This window comes from uncultured Draconibacterium sp., assembly GCF_913060805.1.
Classification (GTDB): Bacteria; Bacteroidota; Bacteroidia; order Bacteroidales; family Prolixibacteraceae; genus Draconibacterium.
On record NZ_CAJXTC010000009.1, the window covers coordinates 41,639 to 59,201 of the forward strand.

A 17,563-nucleotide genomic window follows, 5' to 3' on the forward strand; every position below is an offset into this window, starting at 1 on the left:
TATGAAACATTACTATTTAGACATTCGGCTATGGCAGCCAAAAAACAGAGCAAATGAAGCAATGCAGCAAGTTGTTAAAGATTACTCATGCTGTGTTGTGGATGAAGGTAAACTTCAGGAAATTAAAGAGAGCCTGAAAGAAATTACCACGATCATTAATGAACAGTACCCACGCTGTTCGGACATGAAATTTCATTATATCGATCATCGGAAAATGCACGGCGGTCAGTTAATGGGAATCGAGGATAATTTTCAGATTAGTATAACCGATATCCGCGATTTTATTCTGATGCATGATCATCCGGCATCAGACATCCTGAATCCAGCATCCAGTATCAAGCATCAAGAATCCAGCACCTAACACCATGGCACTTCCATTCGAGGCATATAAAAACAAGGTTTGGGCATTCCTGAACAACATGAAGCCCGGCGACCGGTATTTGATTTCTGAAATCTGTGAAAAGGAGAATGAAACCAAATTTATTGCCTGCATAAAGGCATGGATGGACCAAATGCCCTGGCAGGGCGGACTCAGCTTTAATGCCGATTATACCCAGTTTTATATGACGCATATTCCTATGGTTTTTACATCACTGCAAAACTCACCCGAAAATGAAGCAATACACCATTCCGCTTAAAGTACTTATAGCCGATAATTTGGAAGTCGACACCTGTGTTCGGTTCGTACTACCAAAAGGGCAGGCACGATACACGGTTGAGCTCGATCACGAGCTCGGAGTAAAAGATAAACAGATTGTGGCCAGCTGTAACGGCCGCGAATACTTCTTTCATCCCGATCAGCCGGTTACTTATCCCGGAAGGTATTTGCGCCAGGTGTGGAAAGACTGGAAAGACCATGGCCGCGAGGCTTTTGATAATTGGTTTAACAACAAAAAAGAACAATGAAAGCTATACTATTTCGCGATATAAACGAGGCCGACCGGGAGCTCTTCGAACAGATTATGAATTTAACCGGCAACCAGGTTGCAACAACAGCAATAAAAGAAGCTTTGGCCAGGTGGCTCGAAGATCGGAAGAAGCTGGACAAAATCTTTGTTAAAAACAGGGAGCTCAAAGATGAGATTCACGAACTGCAGATGAAACTGGCCAATCAGGACGCTCGGGCGAAAAACTTAAAACAAGCATTAATCAAATTTTTAGACCTCGATAGTTAACACTCCGGGAACGGATCCGGAGCGATCGAAGATCCTGCAGCTGTAAAATCGTTAACACTTCCAGCTGGCCAGCTCCGCTTCCGGAAACAAAAATGTTAACACAGCAATCAGTAATAATTACTAAAACAAATAAATATGCAAGTCAAATTAAGAACAAAAAGAGTAATAGTCGGGTATTCCGAGCTGTTTGGAGTTTCCCACACCCGGATAAAAGCCAGGGGAAGGAAACCGAATAATAACTGGCATTGTAATACAATCGATTATTTGAGAAAAACAAATGGAAGTTACACCTCTGAATGGCGTTTGGTAAAGGAGCCATGCGGGTACATATTCCGTGAAGTACTTGGCGATTCAGGAATAAGTGGGCACCATAAAACGATGAAAGCTGCAATTGTTTCGGCATTGCCTTTTGCCACCATTCATGTCGATGAACCTTTCGAACACGAATTACTACCTGATTTTTATCGATATAAAAAGTTCCACGAGGCCAGAAATAACGGTTGTAAGCATAACAATGTTAAGCGCCACAATCGGTATACTTTCTGGGTATGTCCGGATTGCAACGAAACATGGGATTCTGACACCAAAATGGAGGATATAAAATGACACAAACGCAACTCGCCAATAATACCTTGTACGGCTACAAATATGCAAAGCCTGTTTAATCAAGGAAACAATAGGGAACTATGAAAGAAAAAGGAATTTCACTGCAAGATGCCATTGATCGGGATATACCGAAAGGCACAAAAGAACGAGATGAGTTTGATAAAAAACTCATGGAAGAACTCAGCAAGCAAGACACATATCAAAAGTGTACAACTTGTGGAACAGAACACCTTATCGGCACAATGTGTCCGAAATGCTTTTAAATTAAACTTGTCGAACTAAAATTAAAACTATGATTGACAAAAATAAAATAAAAGAGGGTGACTTCTTTAAGTTAAAAAGTGGTTACTCAGGAAAGGCAACAAACAAAGCAATGCAAGTAATGGAATTGTGGCCTAAGTCAATGACTGTTAAAACTAAAGGCGGCTGTTTAACCAAACCATATTCAGAATTTGAAAAGGTTAATGATGTTAGCAAATTCAAAGAAGTACACTACGCCACTTGGTTTGAAAATAATCTTAACTGATTTGTTTCAACAAGGAGAATTTTCCAAAACCAATTAAATAAAACACAATGGAAATTACAATCAGAGAATTAGTTATGCGAAGCAACTTCGCATTTCCCGAGAACCAGGAAGATACAAACTGGTTTAACGAGGGGCGCACCCCCGAATTTATGCAAAACCTGCTTCAGCAATTAAACCTTGGTAACGATGAATCATTAACTGCCGTTCCGTCAATTATTCAAACAGCCCAATTCGCCGAGCCGGCCATTGCCGTAACCGCCAATGTTGGATCTGATATCGTGGAGATCGATAGCGCCAATATGGTTGTAGCAAACCAACAACACGTACAGGCACTTTATGCGCTTGTTAATCCGGCTCAAATAACAGAGCATTGCCAGGTCGACCGCGAAAACCTGATAATGAGCTTGGGCACATTCCATAAAGAAAAGCAATTCGAAACCCGCGAGCAACTGGAAGCCGCTATTACAAAATACCATGTCGATTGTTACGAGTTTGCAATAAAACATGGCGATTTAGATAGCTGGACAATTGAAGACAACTGTTTCCCTGATTAATTATGAAAGAACTATTGCACACCCATCCGAAATACGAAAAAGAAGTATTGATGGATAATCAGCATTGTATTGTTGATCGGAAAGATGTTGAGCAGGCTCTTAGCCTTATTACAGAGCTAAGGGAGCAGATAAAACAAAAAACCTTACAGAAACTTCAGCTGGAAGAAATGTACAACGAAGCCAATGATTTGCTTGTACAGGAAGGATTGAGAGAACCGGCAGTTAAACCAAATTATAAAGGAGCTTAATTATGAAAGAACTATTTGAATTTTTAAACCAACAGAATGGCAACCGGCTGTTCTGGTACGGTATAATTTTTATTATCACCGTTATCTGTATAACTTCTATGTTCGAAGGAATATTCGAATCGATATTCAAGCGCAGAAAACCGGACAAGAATAAGGAGAAAGAAAAAACTGAACTTAACAATTAAAACATACACATTATGAATCAATTTGCTTACGTAGAAATGGATATGCCAACGCCATGCATACATTGCGATGCTATATTCGACTTAAACGATGGGTACCCGTCAAATAAATGGCACAAAAACACGGTAATTTGTCCTAACTGCCACGAAGAAGAAGCAGCGGAAGTGGAAGAAGACGAAAGACTGGAAGACCTGAATATCGAGCTCAGCAATGCGCTGTACAATGTAAAATGGGAAGAGCTGACCCAAGAAAACAAAAATACGCTCAGAAAGCTTATACCTGTCGATCAGGAAATGCTCAAAAACGTTTTCCCCGTAAAAGCAAAGCACAAAACTTTTGGCGAGCTTAACTTGCTCGGAATGCGAACCGAGTGCCCAAGTAACAACAACACCATGTTCCTGGTTAAACCCGACGGACAATATTACTGGGTGTACGATTACGAAACGGAGATCCTTCCACAGAAATGAACGCTAACACCAAAGCAAGTAATGAAGCCTGACTTTTAAGTCGGGCTTTTTTATTTGCTGACTGTTAGCGTTTGTTTCAACCACCGGGCAAACCGCCGCCAGGCGTTAACTCTATGAGCGAAGCGAATACCACTTTGTTCTCCCTTCCCGGAAGGGAGATCCCGACGTGTCGGGAGAGGGTAGGTAAACGCTATGATCCGTCAACTGACGGAGAATACCATATCTATTCCCCTTAATAAGGGGAAATGTCGAGGCACGAGACAAAGGGGTACAGCATAATTATGTAGGAAAACAGCTATAGATATATAGAAAAACGAAATAAAAACAACTTACCTTTTTTACAAAATCCCCCGGACCCCCTAAACGAGAATTTTAGGACCATCCCCGGCTCATATTCACCACACAGCGTCACAGCAGCACTGTAAAAACTACACATTTATAACTAAAAACTTAGGTCATTTGTAGGAAAATACTACTTTTGAAATTGTTTATTCTTCTGTCTGTCAGAACGTTAACATATTTTATGTTTTGGTTTGTATAAATACTGATCGGGTACACACAAAAAAGCTACCTACATTACCTACAAATTGTAATTAGAATAATATAAATACTTATAAATTAATAGTTTATAAAACCAATATCATTTTGTTACTGTAGGTTGGTGTAGGTAAAAACCCATATTTTGTAGGTAAAAACAGTGGTTTTGTAGGCTGTTTTTGGTGTAGGTAAAAAAAGCTACCTACATTTGCCGTTTGTAGGTAGTAAAAACCTACACTTAACAATCATTGTATCAGTTGGTTACTAGTAATGTAGGTAATGTAGGTAACTTTTTTACAGGTCGTAGGTTTTTCTTTTCGCCAAACATAAAAGATGTATTATATTTGTTACTGATTGCTTTTCCGGGTTTGTGTAACAAGCCTATTATGAGATTGTATTTTATTTCCCCTGCTGATTTTTGTCGAACCTTAAACACACTTTGCTTATGACGACAAAAACAATCACCAAAACCAAAACCGCTGTTATTGTTGTTCAGCTCGATCCGTTTTATCAAAACTTTCTGCGAAGCTTTTACCACTGCAAAAAGCCGTTTATGGAATTTCCCGAAGGCGACGACCTGGAATACTGTATTTCGTCGCTGATAAAAGAGGTGCCTGCCGAAATGCTTGCAGAAATTGAAGAATCGGAACCTGGCGAATCAGATTTTAAAGTAGAAATTAAACTCCGCTCCTGGCAGTTTAATGCCGACAATTGGTACCTAAACCGGCATGGCCTTAAATTCTTCGCCTCAAGGGTAGCCGAAATGTTTCAGTTCCAGTTTCACGAAGAAGTAAAAAAGAAGGTAAACTCGAAAAAAATGCGCTGGCTGCAGAAAGATGCCATCGAACATTTTATGATCATGTACAACATCCCGATAACCACTACCAATTACGAACGGCTGGCAAAAGAATTTCAGCGATGGAAAAATCGCGGATATGTAAAAAAACACCGTAAAAAGATTATCCGAAAGAACTCTCGTTTGTCCGGTATGTAATAAATGTTAAGTAGCTGTAAGAATAGTAAGAAACTGTAATACACCGTAAGAAATGATAAAAAAACAAGTCTCAGAATCAGCAATAGGAGGGTTTAATAGTCTCCAGTATTGCAAAGTTTCAAATATCGCCTGGTTTCCATATATAACTACAAAAATCGAGGTCGACGCATCGTCAATTGTAGTTACCGGCGATGGCTGGCAGGATATTGATGCGGTAGCCGGAACCATTTCGCCCGATTTTGAAAAAAAGGATTCCGATGCCGGACCTTATTTCGCCAATAAGCTGCAGTGCCGGGTGCACGAAAACAACCCCGATGTAATAAACGAGCTAAATGCCCTGCGCGAAAAAGTAATTCTGCGCTACAACAACAACCGGGGCCGTACCATTATAATGGGTACCAAAGAGCATCCATTAAAACAGCTGTTTAACCAACCTGCCGCTCCGGGCATACAAGATTTTTCGGGTGTGGTAATCACCTTCAGCGGCCAATCGCTTACCCCGCCACTACAAATTAAACTCGCCGAAGAAGAATAGTAAATGGGGAAATACCAGGTAATATATGCCGATCCGCCATGGGATCAGAAAGGCGGCAAAAAGTGGAGAAGCGATAAAAACGGATCGCTTAATTTACCCTATCCAACAATGAGTGTTGAAGAAATTGCCAATCTTCCTGTGGTAGATATCGCTGCCAGCGATGCTTTTCTTTTCATGTGGACCACCAATAAATACCTACTTCAGGCCAATAGGGTTATTGAGCAATGGGGGTTTAATTATTCTACCTGCATAACATGGAAAAAGAAACGAATGGGCGGCGGACTTGGTGGTACCGTTCGTATTACTTCCGAATATTTATTATTCTGCCGGAAAGGAAATTTAAAAGCTACAGGTATAATTCCGGAAAGTGTAATCGAAGCCAAAAGACCTTATGTAAATGGCTATCCGTGTCATTCAAAAAAACCGGATAAGTTTTACGAACTCATTGAGCAAGTGTCTGATGGATATTCAAAACTAGAGCTGTTTGCCCGTAATAAACGCGAAAACTGGCACGCCTGGGGAAATGAAGTAGAAAGCGATATCTGCCTACTGTAAACTGCTACTGAAAACTGTCACCCTGAGCGAAGTCGAAGGGTGTCTTTTCAGCATTTAACCCCCTTTCATAGGTTTGCTCTGAACGTAAATTTCAGCGCAAATTATGAAGCTTCCCTATCTTATCGATCTTACATTAAACGGCTCCTGGGCCATCGAACCCAATTTCTCAATAGAGCTGTTTAATGCCTACTTACCCTATTTTCAACCCGTTTCTTCATTCGTAGAACTCGAACAGGCTCCCGAACCCGAAGAAAATTTACCTTATGCCTTTGGAATGCCGGTAAATGTTAATTTGCAAAGTGCAGCGCAAACCGGTAAAGGAAAATTTGCAGCTCGTTCAAACACCAACCAGAACAAATCTATTTACGACGATGCTCCCCCGGGATCAGTAGCCATTATTCCTGTTCGCGGAGCCATGACAAAATACACGCAACTTTGCGGACCCGCCGGAACAACAATAGCCGCCAACAGAATTGCGGAAGCCGACAGGCATAAAAATATTGTAGGAGTAATTGTTTTTGTCGAATCAGGAGGTGGTCAGCTCGAATCGATGCCACCAATTTTTAATGCCATAAATGCCTGCAACAAACCGCTGGCTGCTTTATACGAAGATTTTTCAGCATCGGCAGCATTAATATCAACTTCAGGCTCCGACCTGGTTGTTGCTTCAAATCCAATGGTCCGCATCGGATCTATGGGGGTTATGGGCCAGTTTCAGAACAACGAAAAAGCACTTAAAGAACGTGGATGGGTGATTTACACCTACAAGTCAACCTATTCATACAATAAAAATAAAAATACCATGGAGGCCATCCAGGGCGATGGTAAAAACATTACCAAACAAGTGCTCGATCCCTTCGCCAGGTATTACCTGAAAATGGTGGCCGATAACCGTGGCGCCAAGCTGCGCGACAATTTCGATGCTTTTATAAAACTGGTCGATCAGGATAAAATCGACAAAGTTAACGCCGACAATGTATTCTCTGCCGAAATGTTCTTTGCCAAAGATTGCCTGCCCGGGAATAATGGTAACGGATTAATCGATCGCATAGGGTCGTTGGCGCAAACCGTTGAGTGGGTGAAGGAAATGGCTAAAAAACAAGTAAAAATAAATTTCTGACAGTGATAATTAATCAGAGTAATAACTAAAAATTTTATTCAATGGACCCAAAATTAATTCCTATTCTAATGGCAATACTTGGCGTTGATAAGCTTGAAGCTAAAGACGGAAAAGTTGACTTGTCGGAAGAGCAGGTAAACTCAATTAAATCGGCCTACAAAACACGGTTCAGCAAAGATCTGAATCTGAAAGGCCTGAAGTTCGAAGAGGGATACGCTTCTGTTACTACAGATAATATCCAGGCTATCGAAAAAGCGTTTAATAAAGCTGTTATGGCTAGTTTCTTTACCGGTAACGATGGTGGTTCTGGCGATGGTCAGGGATCAGCATCTGGCGACGGCGACGGAGCCGGTGATGGTGATGGATCTGGTGATGGTGATGGCGACGGATCGGGCGACGGTGATGGTGCCGGCGACGGCGACGGATCGGCAGCTGGTGATGGCGACGGAGCCGGCGATGGATCTGCTTCTGGTGATGGCGACGGAGCTCAGGCAGCCTCAAACGATCAACTGTTAGCTCGTTTTAACGCGCTCGAGACTCAAAACAAGGCTTTGCAACGCCAAATTGCTGCCCTTGGTAACAAACCCGAATCAGTAACCCTTAATCTTGGTAACGAAATGAGTACCTTCAATGCACTCGCTACCGGCTTAAATGCCTCAAGCGATATCCGTTTTTGGAACAAAGCTGCTTTGTTAATTGCCAACGATGGTAATCACTCAATGGCGCATGCTCTTGTAGCTGCTTCAGAGATCGACATCGCGCAGATCCAGGACGACCTCGGAAATTATTTCCGCGAACGTCATTCCGAGATCCAAACGTTTATGACCCGCACTCCGTCGCTCGACGCAATTTTCCCTCCTTACGGAACCGGAATAAAAGACGAGCTGGTGGTTACCGACCTGTTTACAGGCGAATTCCTGCAGGCTTACAATCCGGAGTGGACCGAAAAAGGTTCGTTCGAATTTAAACCTGAGATTATTAAAGTACGCGATTACAAAGTAGATCACCGCTTTAAAGCTACCGAGCTTCGCGAATTTATCTACAGCTGGTTGGCACCAATGACTCAGGGAACAAATCCGTTCCAGGAACCGCTGGTTTCATTCCTGCTTACCAAAATGAAGGAAAAAATTACCCAGGAAAAAACCAAAGCTTTGGTACAGGGTGTTTACCTTCAGAGTGCCGATGGTGTTGCCGGTCCGGTAATGCAGTCGGTTAACGGTGTGCTTAAATCGTTACAGTCAATCCGCGAAGGATTGCGTATTAAGCCTTTTAACTTAGGCGAGTGGGATGTGGCTTTCGATTCGGATAACCACATTTATAAAATGATTGCCAGGGGAACCCAAATGATCCCGCGCGACATTCGCGATTCTGTCGACAAAATGTATGTGCTTACATCAAAAGATGGTGCCGATGCTTTTAAAGCATATAAAGATGCGCTGGGTAAAAACACCAACGTTTCGGAAAAAGATACCGTTGCCATTCCCGATTTTATCGAGGTAAAAGGTGTGCCTTACTGGAATTCGAAAACCTTGGTTTGGGTAGTTCCTGGTTTAATCCGTCAGTTCTATCGTCAGCGTGGCGAAGATAACCGTTTTAATACTCAGAAGGAAAAACGCGACACCATCGTTTTTATGGACGGTGCTGCCGGTATTGCTCCTATTAAATCGGGTTACGAGTATGCTTCAAAAGACGAGCAGACTTACGACAACCAGATCATCTTCCTGTCCGACGAGTTCGACGACTTTACTTACATCCTTAGCGATGCTAATGATACTACGCCATCGGTAAAAACACACAACTGCTTAAAGTTGGGCGACAATACCCAGGCAACAGCTATCACCAACATCGACGATGCTACCGAAGGCCAGGTAATTTATTTACTGGGTACCGGATCGAGCAATGTTTCAACCATTGCCAACGCTGGTAACTTTGTTTTAGAAGATGCCTGGACTGCCGAGAAAAATGCCAAACTGGTATTGGTTAAAGTAGGCGATAAATTCATTGAAATTGATCGCGAACTGGCTTCTAACGGTACTGCAGTACTTGAATTTACTGCCGACGATGCTACGCCTTCAGTAGCCAACGGTTTTAATTTCATTACTTCGGATGCTAACACCGGAGCGCTTGAAATTACTGACCTCGACGATGCCGTGGCCGATAAAACCTACACCATTAACGGTGGCGGTGGTGCCAACGCAACTACCATTACCAACGGAGGTAACTTTGTTCTTACTGGTGGCGACTGGACAGGTGCAGCAGCCGCATGGATTAAATTCTACTACACTAAATCCGGCCTCTTCAAAGAAATCGGACGCAGTGCCTAGTGCAGCATAATATAATTCTTCTTTTCGTTCGGGAATTTCTCCCCCTTCAGGGGGAGTACCCGAAGGGGGAGGGGGTTCTAATTAATCATTCATCCTTAATCATTAATATTTGATACAATGGATTTTACACAAGACAATCAACTCGATAGTATACAAAGCGATCCTATTATGGGAGGTGGTTTCACCAATTTTCGTTTTGCTTTTAAATCGTGGTTATCGCACATCCCCGATGTAGATTCGGATAACAAGGCTAAAATTTCCGACTCTTTCCTGTTTAACGCAGGCAAAAGCTGGCAAAGCCTGTATGTTACTTCCGATCAGAACGATCTTTCGGAAGAAGGAAACGACCTGCGCGACCACGACGGACACACTTCAAACCTGAAGGTTTATGTTCCCGGTTCTAAAATGACTGTTCGCCAATTGATCAACGATCATGGCCGCGAAGAGTGGTTTATCCTGTTCGACGAAATTACTACAGGTATTACCTGGTGTTTCGGTTGGAAAGGAATGCCGGCAACCCTGCAGGCGCAATTTGCTTCTGGTATGGCAGCGGGCGACCGCAAAGGTTATACCCTGAACTACAAAACAGAGTGGGCCGGTTTAATTCCACAATACGTGGGCTCCGGTGCATTCTTAAAAGAAGTTCTGGTATTGGCCGATGCTACCAGCTACGACCTGTCGCAGGGAGCCAAATTTGTTATCCCCGAGAATACCGCTGCCACTACACTGGCCGGTTTTACCAATGCAATACCGGGTACCCGCGTAGTATTGGTAGGTGGATCAACAGTAAATCTTACCACAATTGAAGCTACCAACGTGAAGTTTAACCTCACCGCCGACTGGACATCGGAAGAAGGGGCCGAACTGGAGCTCTTTATTCGTGGTGCCGACGATTATGTAGAACTGTCGCGTACAGCAGCAGCATAACCGCCCCTTATTTAATTAATTCTTTTTTCCCAAAACCTTCGGAGAATTCTCTTCGAAGGTTTTTTGTATATTTGGGTATGGGAATATTGGATATAAATAACAGGTTTCGGGTAGTTTGCGAAGATACTTTTAGCCGTTGCGAGGTGTTTGACAGGCCCGGTAGGATTCATTTTTATGCCGAACGTAACGGCAATATAGTTGAATTAAGTTTTAGTTTTTCGGAGTATGAAAGTACCTTAAAAAAGGTTGGACTGGCAAGATTACTTACCGATATAAAAACAAAATTCGACGATGAAATTACCCGAAAAGAAAACGAACCAACCACAGTAACAGCTCCGCCACTTTTTAAGGCAACTTATGCACAGCACCGAATATTAACAACGGACAGAAATCAAAAACTAAAAATTATCGGCAGAAAATGAATGAGCTTGACAGATTTATGGAGTTTTACGGAAAAAGACTAGACGAAAAACAAAAGGCTGTTCTTAAATTATATTGTGATAATTTTCCGAACTTAAAGATTATTTCAATACAAACTGTTTCGAAACTTGGTCCCACAATTGCCAATTTCGATTTTGAGTCAGATGGTTACGAAGGAACATTGAAACTTTCTTTTGATTAAGATGGATAAAAATAATGTATGGCACAATGAAAGGGATTTCGGTAAAAGTTCAGCGTATATCGAAAATTTAATGAAATCTGTTTCTTATCAGGATTTTTATAACCAGGTATGTAATGTTCCGGATTCTCGTGTTTTTGCAGTTAAATCGTTACCAGATTTGATTAAAGAAGAAGGAAAAGAGTATATGGTTTCTGCCGACGTTGAAATTATGTACGGAAAGGAAATTTTCTGTTTTATTGTAGCTGAAAAAACCAATAGCGGTCTTCATTTTGTTATGGACGGCAAGATATGTAATACTTTTTATAACTATCGTAATTCTCCGGTGCTAGACTATCTTAACCGGCTTTCTGATTTTTACGATACTGAAGTTTTAATTGATAAACGTGATCTTAGAAACTATGCCAGGTAAAATAGAAATGGATTATCCACATAAACAGGAAAGCGACTGGCTTATTGTTAATGATAAGGGCGAAAAATTTGGAAGGCCTGCCTGGCATGCCGCATACGAAGCTGCTTATTCGGATAAAGAGCTGATCCGGTTAAAAGACCGCCTGCATGAATTGATTATGAACAATCCCCGATTCTTTTTATTGCCAGGTTGCCAATTTGTTCCGCAAAATTCAATACTGGACCATGCCATCCGTGAGACTCAAAAACAAATTGATCATCGATTTAAAGAAGTTGTAGATTACTACCTGAAAGAATGCTCGACGCCACCGGTACCTGATAACTGCGACTGAAAACTCAATCCTTCACTCCCTCAATCCCTCTGTCCTTTAGTGTTCGGCAATGCAATTGCAATTTTGTAAGCATAATAAAAGAATTTTACCATGGAAAATTTGAATGCTTATAACGAATTGAACAATTGGATTGAAAAAAATCCGAACTGGGATGCCGGTATAACCCTGTTAAATAAATACGGCAAAAAACAGCTGGTGGCCACTGTACTTAGTAAAGGTCAGTTTCCGGCCAACAAAAAGCTGATGCTCTCAACCATTCGCAATTTGCGCGATGAATTCAAACCAAAAGACATCACCATTTCTAAGAATTTGTCCACCTCTCAGGGGGACGGGAGCGAAGCGACAGGGGGTGTAGTTAAAACAACCGAATTCGATCCAGAGAATTTCGATATTCTGAAATTTGATATCGAAAAGGCCGATTATTATGCCAAAAAAGCCGCTTTTGAGCACCTTGAGTTAACTGCGCCAAGCAAAGGTCAGAAAGACATTACAATTGCACTTCTGGCAGCTCAGGAAGCTGCAAAAGCCAGTGATGAAACGAAGGAAAATGAAGATCCGGAACCAGGAGATAATCCTGATAGCACGAAAATTGTCCCCCTCCAGGGGGACGAGCGAAGCGGAGGGGGTCAGACTGGTCCAAAAGACGCCAAAAACCACCCTGTTTTCTCGCTAAAAACGATGTACCCTAATCTTCTCCTGGATACAGCGCCAGACAGCATTAAAATAATGTTTGCCGATGTCATTGCTTCGTGGAACAAACTGTGCGAAGCGCACGACACCGAGCTGGAAGCTGCTACCACCGACGAGGAACGTGCCGCTGTTATGGCTAAAATTGTAGCTGCCGACGAAACAAACCGTGCTGCTCATGCCGAGCTGAAACATTATAACGATACACAAACGGTTTTGGGTAAACACCCGAAATTATTGGCCGACAAAGAAGAAAAGGAGCTAAAGGAGCTGCTCGATACAAAGGGAGCCCTGGCCCTGAATAAAAAGCGCGATGCCGCTTACAATAACTTTGCCCGCTACCGCAAGTGGTGCGAAGAACACCCCGGCGACGAAAAATATGCGGCTAAAGAAAAGCTCCGCGACAAGTGGGCAAACACACTTGCCATCTGCGATAAGTTACTAAAATCCCAAGAGCAGTAATAAAACCAGCCAAAAGGGCAGACTCGTTCTGCCCTTCATTTTATCATTAAAGCATTGTCGCATTAAAGCATTTTCCAAAATGGCAAAAAATCTCATCACCATAAAAAACTACTCCGATGCCGATTACCAGGAAATTTTCGAGCTGGCAAAATCGGGCCGTACCATGGACCAGGTGGCTCGTCATTTGGGGATCAGTTTTCGCCGTTTTTGGATCGACTACAACAACCCTGCCCTCGGTGTAAAAGAAAACTACGACGATGGCCGCGATGCACTGGATGAAGAGCGTTTTGTGAACCTGCAAAAAGAATCCAGTAATCCTAAAAACGGAAAGGCGCTGATTGCTTTTAATCAAAAGCTCGACGAGATCCACCTCCGTAATAAAATTCACCAAATACGTGAACAAAATAACATTTGGGACTGAATTTAAAATCAACTGAGATGAACCAGGTAAAACGAAAAATACATTGTAACGAATGCGAAAAGTTTCTGTTTGAAACGGAGAAATCGGATGGTGCAGCAGGTGCCCAGGCTCAGCGCTTGGGATTTGTGTTTAAAATGCCATTTCTGTTTACCGGGAAATATTCGGCGCTGTTTTTCTGTGATTCTGCCTGCAGTAAGGAATTTTATCGAAAAAACATACCTAAGAACGCGGAAGCCAGTAAAAAGCTTGCTGAGTTTAAAGAGAACATTCCTGCTTATGCAAAAGAATGTGCCCGGGGAGTAAGCCAGTTGAGTAGAGCATTAAAACAAACCCGCAAATAATGACCAACATTCAAAAACACGAACAATACCACGACTACGAACTTGTTCTCGAATGGTTTAAAACCGATGGGAAAGGGGAGCTGCCAGCCCAGTACCAAAACTGGTTAAAGCTGTGGAAATTTGCCGACCAGCTGGTGTGTGTGGGTCATCTCGATATGGAAACCATTGCCAAAATGATGGTAAAAGAGTTTCCCGAAGAAAAACTCACTTTCCGATCGGCATTAAAGCATGTGGTAAACGCTCAGAATTATTACAATTCAAGTCAAAACCTGTCGCGCAAAACAGTGCGCAGGGTATTAGCCCGTCAGATCGATAATCTGATAGCTATTTTGTACGAAGTGCTTCCCAGCGATCCAATTAACGTAACAAAGCAGATAGGCGCTCTAATCAAAGAAAAACGCGAAATCCTGCAACTTCATTTAAAAGACGAGGATGTTGGCGAAAAAGAGATACCTGAAACCGTTGTGATTTTCGATACCGATCATAAAAAACACGGCTATCCGGGTATTTCCGAGAAAGACCTTAAAAAGATGTTCCGCGAATGGGAAGAGGCTGAAATTATAGACGAAAGCGAACGCAATCAATTAGAACAGGAAGTTGGAATCGAACAAAAAAATAGTAAAGCTATACCTCAATCCGGTACAGGAAGAAGCGCTAAGGGTTAACCCGCGCGAGCTTGCCGGTTTATGGGGGCGTGGTTTGGGTAAATCGCCGGTGCAGGCAAAACGCTCATACGATGCCATTACAAGTATGCCCGGTGCCAGTATTGCGGCAATAGGCCCGTCGTATGTAAACATTATGGAGCGTACCCTGCCGCCAATGGAACAGTTTTGGCAGCAGTTTTTTGGCTGGCGCGAATGGGATGGCGAAACCGGCGACTACATCAAGTTCCGGAAACCGCCCGATCACTGGCCACAACCATCTACGCCGCCATCTAGCTATAAGCATGCCATTTCAACACGCTGGGGAACCATTATGTACCTGGGCTCGCTCGATCGTCCCGGTATTCTTAACTCACTTTCGTTACAATACTACGGACTCGACGAGGGCCGTTTTGCCGATTACGAGCGCGTAACCAAAGACCTTACGCCTGCCGTGCGTGGCGATTTGCTAAAATTTGGAAACTGCCCGCTATACCGGGGCCGTACCATCACCTCCGATTTACCTTACATTGAAGACAATGCCGAATGGATGTACGAGCTGCAAAGCAAAATGAATCCAAAGGATGTAATGATGATCCTCCAGTTTCAGGATAAAATAGATAAACGCCGTATGCAATGGTTGGAAGCAAAAACCAAACAGCGCCGCCTGTCGCTCGAAAAAAAGATTGCCGAACTGGAATACATGGCAAACCGGGTACGAAAGAAAACCACCTATTTCAGTATGGCATCCAATCTGGTTAACCGTCACGTACTGGGCCTCGATTATTTCCGCGAAAATGCCGATCCGCGTGTAAACCCGAAACATGTATTCCGTACCTCATACCTGTCCATCCGCCCGCGATCTGTCGAAAGCATGTTCTACGGCAAAATGGGGGCAAGACACTGGTACATTGGCGAGTTTAACTACTCCGCCCTCGATTCGCTTTACGAAACCTATGGCAGCCGCGCCAACCTGTTCCGTACCTGCACTTCCGATATGGATATTGATACTTCTGCCGGCCTCGTTGCAGGTATGGATTTCGGGAATATGGTTTCACTGTCGATCGGGCAAAAAAATCCCTTTGGCCGCAAAGAGTTTCGTACTGTAAACTTTATGTACGCCCTGGTACCCGACGATATGGATAACGTAGCCGATAAGTTTTGCCGCTACTACGAAGCGCATCCCACAAAAAAGCTCCGCCTGCATTACGATCGCACCGGCAACACCAAGCTCGAAAACAGCAAGCAAACCAAAGCCGAGCACTTTGCCTCCCGCCTCCGCGCAAAAGGCTGGAACGTAAGCCTCATGTCGGTTGGCATGGGTATTATCCCGCATCCGCTGAAGCACCTGCTTTTCTCGCGCATGTTCGCCGAAGAAGAGCTGGAGCGTTTCCCCATCCTCCGCATGAACAAACAAAACTGCAAAGAGCTTTACGCCAGCCTCAATCTCGCGCCCGCCATCCCTAAAGGCGACGACATTTTCAAAGACAAGCGCTCCGAAAAACTGGCCATTCACCGCCTCCCCATGGAATCAACCAACCCCTCCGACAGTTGGGACTATATGATATGGGGAGAATACCATCACCACATCGACAAACGAGGTGTTCAGCAAGCCTGGAAGCCCACAACCAGCAAGAAAAAGTAAAAATCGAAGTGCGCTTTTAGCCAATTTCCAGGCATAAAACACACTTCATTTTCAAAAACTGTTGATTTTCAGCGTCAAAAAAAATATTTTTTGCGGCAAAAACGTTCGCTCACACAGCGAACCCGGACCCACCCTGCGCTCGTTTTGCAATTGCATACCCCCTCCGGTGGTGATATCTGTAATTGAAATTATGTAAAATTGAAAAATCGTGACAGGTTGGCAGTTCTGCCGCCGGTGGTGGGCTTGCATTTCTCGAAAGTGCGCCATACTTTAGCATCATAATTAATAATTGAACAGGCAGGCCGCCTGGATAAAAAAGGCCTCCAATAAGATGAAACTATTTTTAACAGATTACGCGAGTTATAACGAAGGTACTCAGTTTGAATTTGGCCACTGGGTAGAACTTGAAGGTTTTAGTAGTGCTGATGATTTTATAGATTATATTAAAGATCATTTTGCCGAGTGTGACGAAAAGCGGCCTTTATTGTGTGGAACGCCACGCGAAGAAACAATGTTTACAGATTATGAGGATATGCCTTCCGGTCTTTATTCTGAGTCGATGAGTTTTAAAGAAATTGAAACGCTGTTCAATTTGATTGATTTTATGAATGATAACGGCCTGGACAATCTAAACAATGAAGGAGACAACCTTTTGTTTTTATGGAATGAGTATTGTCAGGAAAACGGATACGAAAACGAAATATATAATTTTGACGACGATTTTTTTAATACATTTCTATCTGATAATCCTATGGAAGCGTTTCGGCTGGGTTGTTTCTCAGATATAAACTGGAATGATGACTATATATATTTTAATGGTTACGGTAATCTAGAAAGCGTTTCAGATCCTTCTGGCGAAATAGATGAAACGGCGCTAATTGATTGGATTATTGAAACAAAGATATAAACCAATACGCACCACAAAACAAGCGGCTACCAGCAACGGGGCCGCTTTTCGTGGTATAAAACAAAACAGGCGGGCCGCCTGGATAAAACCGGCCTATAAAATGATGAAAAAATTACGTTTCTTTTTCCGTCGTCAGCTTACACTAGCCGACTTTTCACCCGCTCAGCAGGATTTCATAAAATCAATCTGCGGACATATCGACCCGTTAACCATTCGATTTAAGCGCACATTTAATAATGTCATTTATGGTAAAAATTTCGAGTTTATTGGCATGTATCCCGTGTTTTTCTCTGCCGAAATTGGCTATTGTTACTTTTCCAAATCAAATGAAATCGATTAATAATTA

At 42.8% G+C, this 17,563-nt stretch carries 26 protein-coding genes; all 26 read left to right on the forward strand.

Features of this window, described 5'->3' with window-relative positions; genetic code table 11:
• Position 1: 1 nt before the first annotated feature.
• The 26 genes from QZ576_RS07170 (at position 2) to QZ576_RS07295 (ending at position 17,557) form a co-directional block, all read left to right on the forward strand.
• Positions 2 to 361, forward strand: coding sequence for a hypothetical protein (locus QZ576_RS07170; protein WP_297095542.1), 360 nt, complete (start codon positions 2 to 4; stop codon positions 359 to 361).
• Positions 362 to 365: 4 nt separating this feature from the next.
• Positions 366 to 638 carry a hypothetical protein gene (locus QZ576_RS07175; protein WP_297095544.1) on the forward strand — a complete coding sequence of 91 codons (273 nt, stop codon included), beginning with the start codon at positions 366 to 368 and terminating at the stop codon, positions 636 to 638.
• A complete protein-coding gene (locus QZ576_RS07180) occupies positions 613 to 906 on the forward strand; it encodes a hypothetical protein (protein ID WP_297095546.1) in 294 nt (97 codons plus the stop codon). The genes QZ576_RS07175 and QZ576_RS07180 overlap by 26 nt, the downstream gene beginning before the upstream one ends.
• Complete coding sequence (locus QZ576_RS07185; RefSeq protein WP_297095548.1) at positions 903 to 1,175, forward strand: hypothetical protein; 273 nt, start codon at positions 903 to 905, stop codon at positions 1,173 to 1,175. Before QZ576_RS07180 ends, QZ576_RS07185 begins: the two co-directional genes overlap by 4 nt.
• Positions 1,176 to 1,310: 135 nt before the next feature.
• On the forward strand, positions 1,311 to 1,781 hold the full coding sequence (locus QZ576_RS07190) for a hypothetical protein (protein ID WP_297095550.1): 471 nt from the start codon (positions 1,311 to 1,313) through the stop codon (positions 1,779 to 1,781).
• Positions 1,782 to 1,861: 80 nt separating this feature from the next.
• Positions 1,862 to 2,044: a hypothetical protein gene (locus QZ576_RS07195; protein WP_297095551.1), complete on the forward strand. Its 183-nt coding sequence runs from the start codon at positions 1,862 to 1,864 to the stop codon at positions 2,042 to 2,044.
• A gap of 29 nt (positions 2,045 to 2,073) precedes the next feature.
• On the forward strand, positions 2,074 to 2,307 hold the full coding sequence (locus tag QZ576_RS07200; protein WP_297095553.1) for a hypothetical protein: 234 nt from the start codon (positions 2,074 to 2,076) through the stop codon (positions 2,305 to 2,307).
• A gap of 47 nt (positions 2,308 to 2,354) precedes the next feature.
• Positions 2,355 to 2,861, forward strand: a complete 507-nt coding sequence (locus tag QZ576_RS07205; RefSeq protein WP_297095555.1) for a hypothetical protein — start codon at positions 2,355 to 2,357, stop codon at positions 2,859 to 2,861.
• 2 nt (positions 2,862 to 2,863) lie between these two features.
• Entirely contained in the window at positions 2,864 to 3,109 is a 246-nt protein-coding gene (locus QZ576_RS07210) for a hypothetical protein (RefSeq protein WP_297095558.1), read from the forward strand.
• A 197-nt stretch (positions 3,110 to 3,306) separates the two neighbouring features.
• Positions 3,307 to 3,759 (forward strand): hypothetical protein, encoded by a 453-nt coding sequence (locus QZ576_RS07215; protein ID WP_297095561.1) that lies wholly within the window; start codon positions 3,307 to 3,309, stop codon positions 3,757 to 3,759.
• Positions 3,760 to 4,741: 982 nt separating this feature from the next.
• Positions 4,742 to 5,290, forward strand: coding sequence for a hypothetical protein (locus tag QZ576_RS07220; RefSeq protein WP_297095563.1), 549 nt, complete (start codon positions 4,742 to 4,744; stop codon positions 5,288 to 5,290).
• 52 nt (positions 5,291 to 5,342) lie between these two features.
• Positions 5,343 to 5,825, forward strand: a complete 483-nt coding sequence (locus QZ576_RS07225; protein WP_297095565.1) for a hypothetical protein — start codon at positions 5,343 to 5,345, stop codon at positions 5,823 to 5,825.
• A gap of 3 nt (positions 5,826 to 5,828) precedes the next feature.
• Positions 5,829 to 6,380 carry an MT-A70 family methyltransferase gene (locus tag QZ576_RS07230; RefSeq protein ID WP_297095568.1) on the forward strand — a complete coding sequence of 184 codons (552 nt, stop codon included), beginning with the start codon at positions 5,829 to 5,831 and terminating at the stop codon, positions 6,378 to 6,380.
• A 103-nt stretch (positions 6,381 to 6,483) separates the two neighbouring features.
• On the forward strand, positions 6,484 to 7,500 hold the full coding sequence (locus tag QZ576_RS07235; RefSeq protein ID WP_297095570.1) for a S49 family peptidase: 1,017 nt from the start codon (positions 6,484 to 6,486) through the stop codon (positions 7,498 to 7,500).
• Positions 7,501 to 7,541: 41 nt separating this feature from the next.
• Positions 7,542 to 9,824, forward strand: a complete 2,283-nt coding sequence (locus QZ576_RS07240) for a hypothetical protein (protein ID WP_297095571.1) — start codon at positions 7,542 to 7,544, stop codon at positions 9,822 to 9,824.
• Positions 9,825 to 9,941: 117 nt separating this feature from the next.
• The gene (locus QZ576_RS07245) at positions 9,942 to 10,751 is read left to right on the forward strand and encodes a hypothetical protein (RefSeq protein WP_297095573.1); all 810 of its coding nucleotides are present in this window, start codon (positions 9,942 to 9,944) and stop codon (positions 10,749 to 10,751) included.
• Positions 10,752 to 10,828: 77 nt separating this feature from the next.
• A complete protein-coding gene (locus tag QZ576_RS07250) occupies positions 10,829 to 11,173 on the forward strand; it encodes a hypothetical protein (protein WP_297095575.1) in 345 nt (114 codons plus the stop codon).
• 201 nt (positions 11,174 to 11,374) lie between these two features.
• Positions 11,375 to 11,782 carry a hypothetical protein gene (locus QZ576_RS07255; protein ID WP_297095577.1) on the forward strand — a complete coding sequence of 136 codons (408 nt, stop codon included), beginning with the start codon at positions 11,375 to 11,377 and terminating at the stop codon, positions 11,780 to 11,782.
• Positions 11,772 to 12,113, forward strand: coding sequence for a hypothetical protein (locus QZ576_RS07260; RefSeq protein WP_297095578.1), 342 nt, complete (start codon positions 11,772 to 11,774; stop codon positions 12,111 to 12,113). The genes QZ576_RS07255 and QZ576_RS07260 overlap by 11 nt, the downstream gene beginning before the upstream one ends.
• Before the next feature lie 90 nt (positions 12,114 to 12,203).
• A complete protein-coding gene (locus tag QZ576_RS07265; RefSeq protein ID WP_297095579.1) occupies positions 12,204 to 13,262 on the forward strand; it encodes a hypothetical protein in 1,059 nt (352 codons plus the stop codon).
• 79 nt (positions 13,263 to 13,341) lie between these two features.
• A complete protein-coding gene (locus tag QZ576_RS07270; protein ID WP_297095580.1) occupies positions 13,342 to 13,683 on the forward strand; it encodes a hypothetical protein in 342 nt (113 codons plus the stop codon).
• Positions 13,684 to 13,700: 17 nt separating this feature from the next.
• Complete coding sequence (locus tag QZ576_RS07275; protein ID WP_297095581.1) at positions 13,701 to 14,024, forward strand: hypothetical protein; 324 nt, start codon at positions 13,701 to 13,703, stop codon at positions 14,022 to 14,024.
• A complete protein-coding gene (locus QZ576_RS07280) occupies positions 14,024 to 14,689 on the forward strand; it encodes a hypothetical protein (protein ID WP_297095582.1) in 666 nt (221 codons plus the stop codon). Before QZ576_RS07275 ends, QZ576_RS07280 begins: the two co-directional genes overlap by 1 nt.
• Positions 14,622 to 16,310, forward strand: coding sequence for a hypothetical protein (locus tag QZ576_RS07285; protein ID WP_297095583.1), 1,689 nt, complete (start codon positions 14,622 to 14,624; stop codon positions 16,308 to 16,310). Before QZ576_RS07280 ends, QZ576_RS07285 begins: the two co-directional genes overlap by 68 nt.
• A gap of 331 nt (positions 16,311 to 16,641) precedes the next feature.
• The gene (locus tag QZ576_RS07290) at positions 16,642 to 17,217 is read left to right on the forward strand and encodes an antirestriction protein ArdA (RefSeq protein ID WP_297095584.1); all 576 of its coding nucleotides are present in this window, start codon (positions 16,642 to 16,644) and stop codon (positions 17,215 to 17,217) included.
• On the forward strand, positions 17,201 to 17,557 hold the full coding sequence (locus QZ576_RS07295; RefSeq protein ID WP_297095585.1) for a hypothetical protein: 357 nt from the start codon (positions 17,201 to 17,203) through the stop codon (positions 17,555 to 17,557). Before QZ576_RS07290 ends, QZ576_RS07295 begins: the two co-directional genes overlap by 17 nt.
• Positions 17,558 to 17,563 lie beyond the last annotated feature (6 nt).

Excerpts from the sequence above, each read along its gene's own strand:
- QZ576_RS07205 (WP_297095555.1), top strand. The coding sequence starts at position 2,355 with ATGGAAATTACAATCAGAGAATTAGTTATGCGAAGCAACTTCGCATTT.
- QZ576_RS07240 (WP_297095571.1), top strand. The coding sequence starts at position 7,542 with ATGGACCCAAAATTAATTCCTATTCTAATGGCAATACTTGGCGTTGAT.
- QZ576_RS07225 (WP_297095565.1), top strand. The coding sequence starts at position 5,343 with ATGATAAAAAAACAAGTCTCAGAATCAGCAATAGGAGGGTTTAATAGT.
- QZ576_RS07245 (WP_297095573.1), top strand. The coding sequence starts at position 9,942 with ATGGATTTTACACAAGACAATCAACTCGATAGTATACAAAGCGATCCT.
- QZ576_RS07230 (WP_297095568.1), top strand. The coding sequence starts at position 5,829 with ATGGGGAAATACCAGGTAATATATGCCGATCCGCCATGGGATCAGAAA.
- QZ576_RS07260 (WP_297095578.1), top strand. The coding sequence starts at position 11,772 with ATGCCAGGTAAAATAGAAATGGATTATCCACATAAACAGGAAAGCGAC.
- QZ576_RS07170 (WP_297095542.1), top strand. The coding sequence starts at position 2 with ATGAAACATTACTATTTAGACATTCGGCTATGGCAGCCAAAAAACAGA.
- QZ576_RS07235 (WP_297095570.1), top strand. The coding sequence starts at position 6,484 with ATGAAGCTTCCCTATCTTATCGATCTTACATTAAACGGCTCCTGGGCC.
- QZ576_RS07220 (WP_297095563.1), top strand. The coding sequence starts at position 4,742 with ATGACGACAAAAACAATCACCAAAACCAAAACCGCTGTTATTGTTGTT.
- QZ576_RS07185 (WP_297095548.1), top strand. The coding sequence starts at position 903 with ATGAAAGCTATACTATTTCGCGATATAAACGAGGCCGACCGGGAGCTC.
- QZ576_RS07270 (WP_297095580.1), top strand. The coding sequence starts at position 13,342 with ATGGCAAAAAATCTCATCACCATAAAAAACTACTCCGATGCCGATTAC.
- QZ576_RS07215 (WP_297095561.1), top strand. The coding sequence starts at position 3,307 with ATGAATCAATTTGCTTACGTAGAAATGGATATGCCAACGCCATGCATA.
- QZ576_RS07290 (WP_297095584.1), top strand. The coding sequence starts at position 16,642 with ATGAAACTATTTTTAACAGATTACGCGAGTTATAACGAAGGTACTCAG.
- QZ576_RS07195 (WP_297095551.1), top strand. The coding sequence starts at position 1,862 with ATGAAAGAAAAAGGAATTTCACTGCAAGATGCCATTGATCGGGATATA.
- QZ576_RS07200 (WP_297095553.1), top strand. The coding sequence starts at position 2,074 with ATGATTGACAAAAATAAAATAAAAGAGGGTGACTTCTTTAAGTTAAAA.
- QZ576_RS07280 (WP_297095582.1), top strand. The coding sequence starts at position 14,024 with ATGACCAACATTCAAAAACACGAACAATACCACGACTACGAACTTGTT.
- QZ576_RS07250 (WP_297095575.1), top strand. The coding sequence starts at position 10,829 with ATGGGAATATTGGATATAAATAACAGGTTTCGGGTAGTTTGCGAAGAT.
- QZ576_RS07255 (WP_297095577.1), top strand. The coding sequence starts at position 11,375 with ATGGATAAAAATAATGTATGGCACAATGAAAGGGATTTCGGTAAAAGT.
- QZ576_RS07210 (WP_297095558.1), top strand. The coding sequence starts at position 2,864 with ATGAAAGAACTATTGCACACCCATCCGAAATACGAAAAAGAAGTATTG.
- QZ576_RS07175 (WP_297095544.1), top strand. The coding sequence starts at position 366 with ATGGCACTTCCATTCGAGGCATATAAAAACAAGGTTTGGGCATTCCTG.
- QZ576_RS07190 (WP_297095550.1), top strand. The coding sequence starts at position 1,311 with ATGCAAGTCAAATTAAGAACAAAAAGAGTAATAGTCGGGTATTCCGAG.
- QZ576_RS07265 (WP_297095579.1), top strand. The coding sequence starts at position 12,204 with ATGGAAAATTTGAATGCTTATAACGAATTGAACAATTGGATTGAAAAA.
- QZ576_RS07180 (WP_297095546.1), top strand. The coding sequence starts at position 613 with ATGAAGCAATACACCATTCCGCTTAAAGTACTTATAGCCGATAATTTG.
- QZ576_RS07275 (WP_297095581.1), top strand. The coding sequence starts at position 13,701 with ATGAACCAGGTAAAACGAAAAATACATTGTAACGAATGCGAAAAGTTT.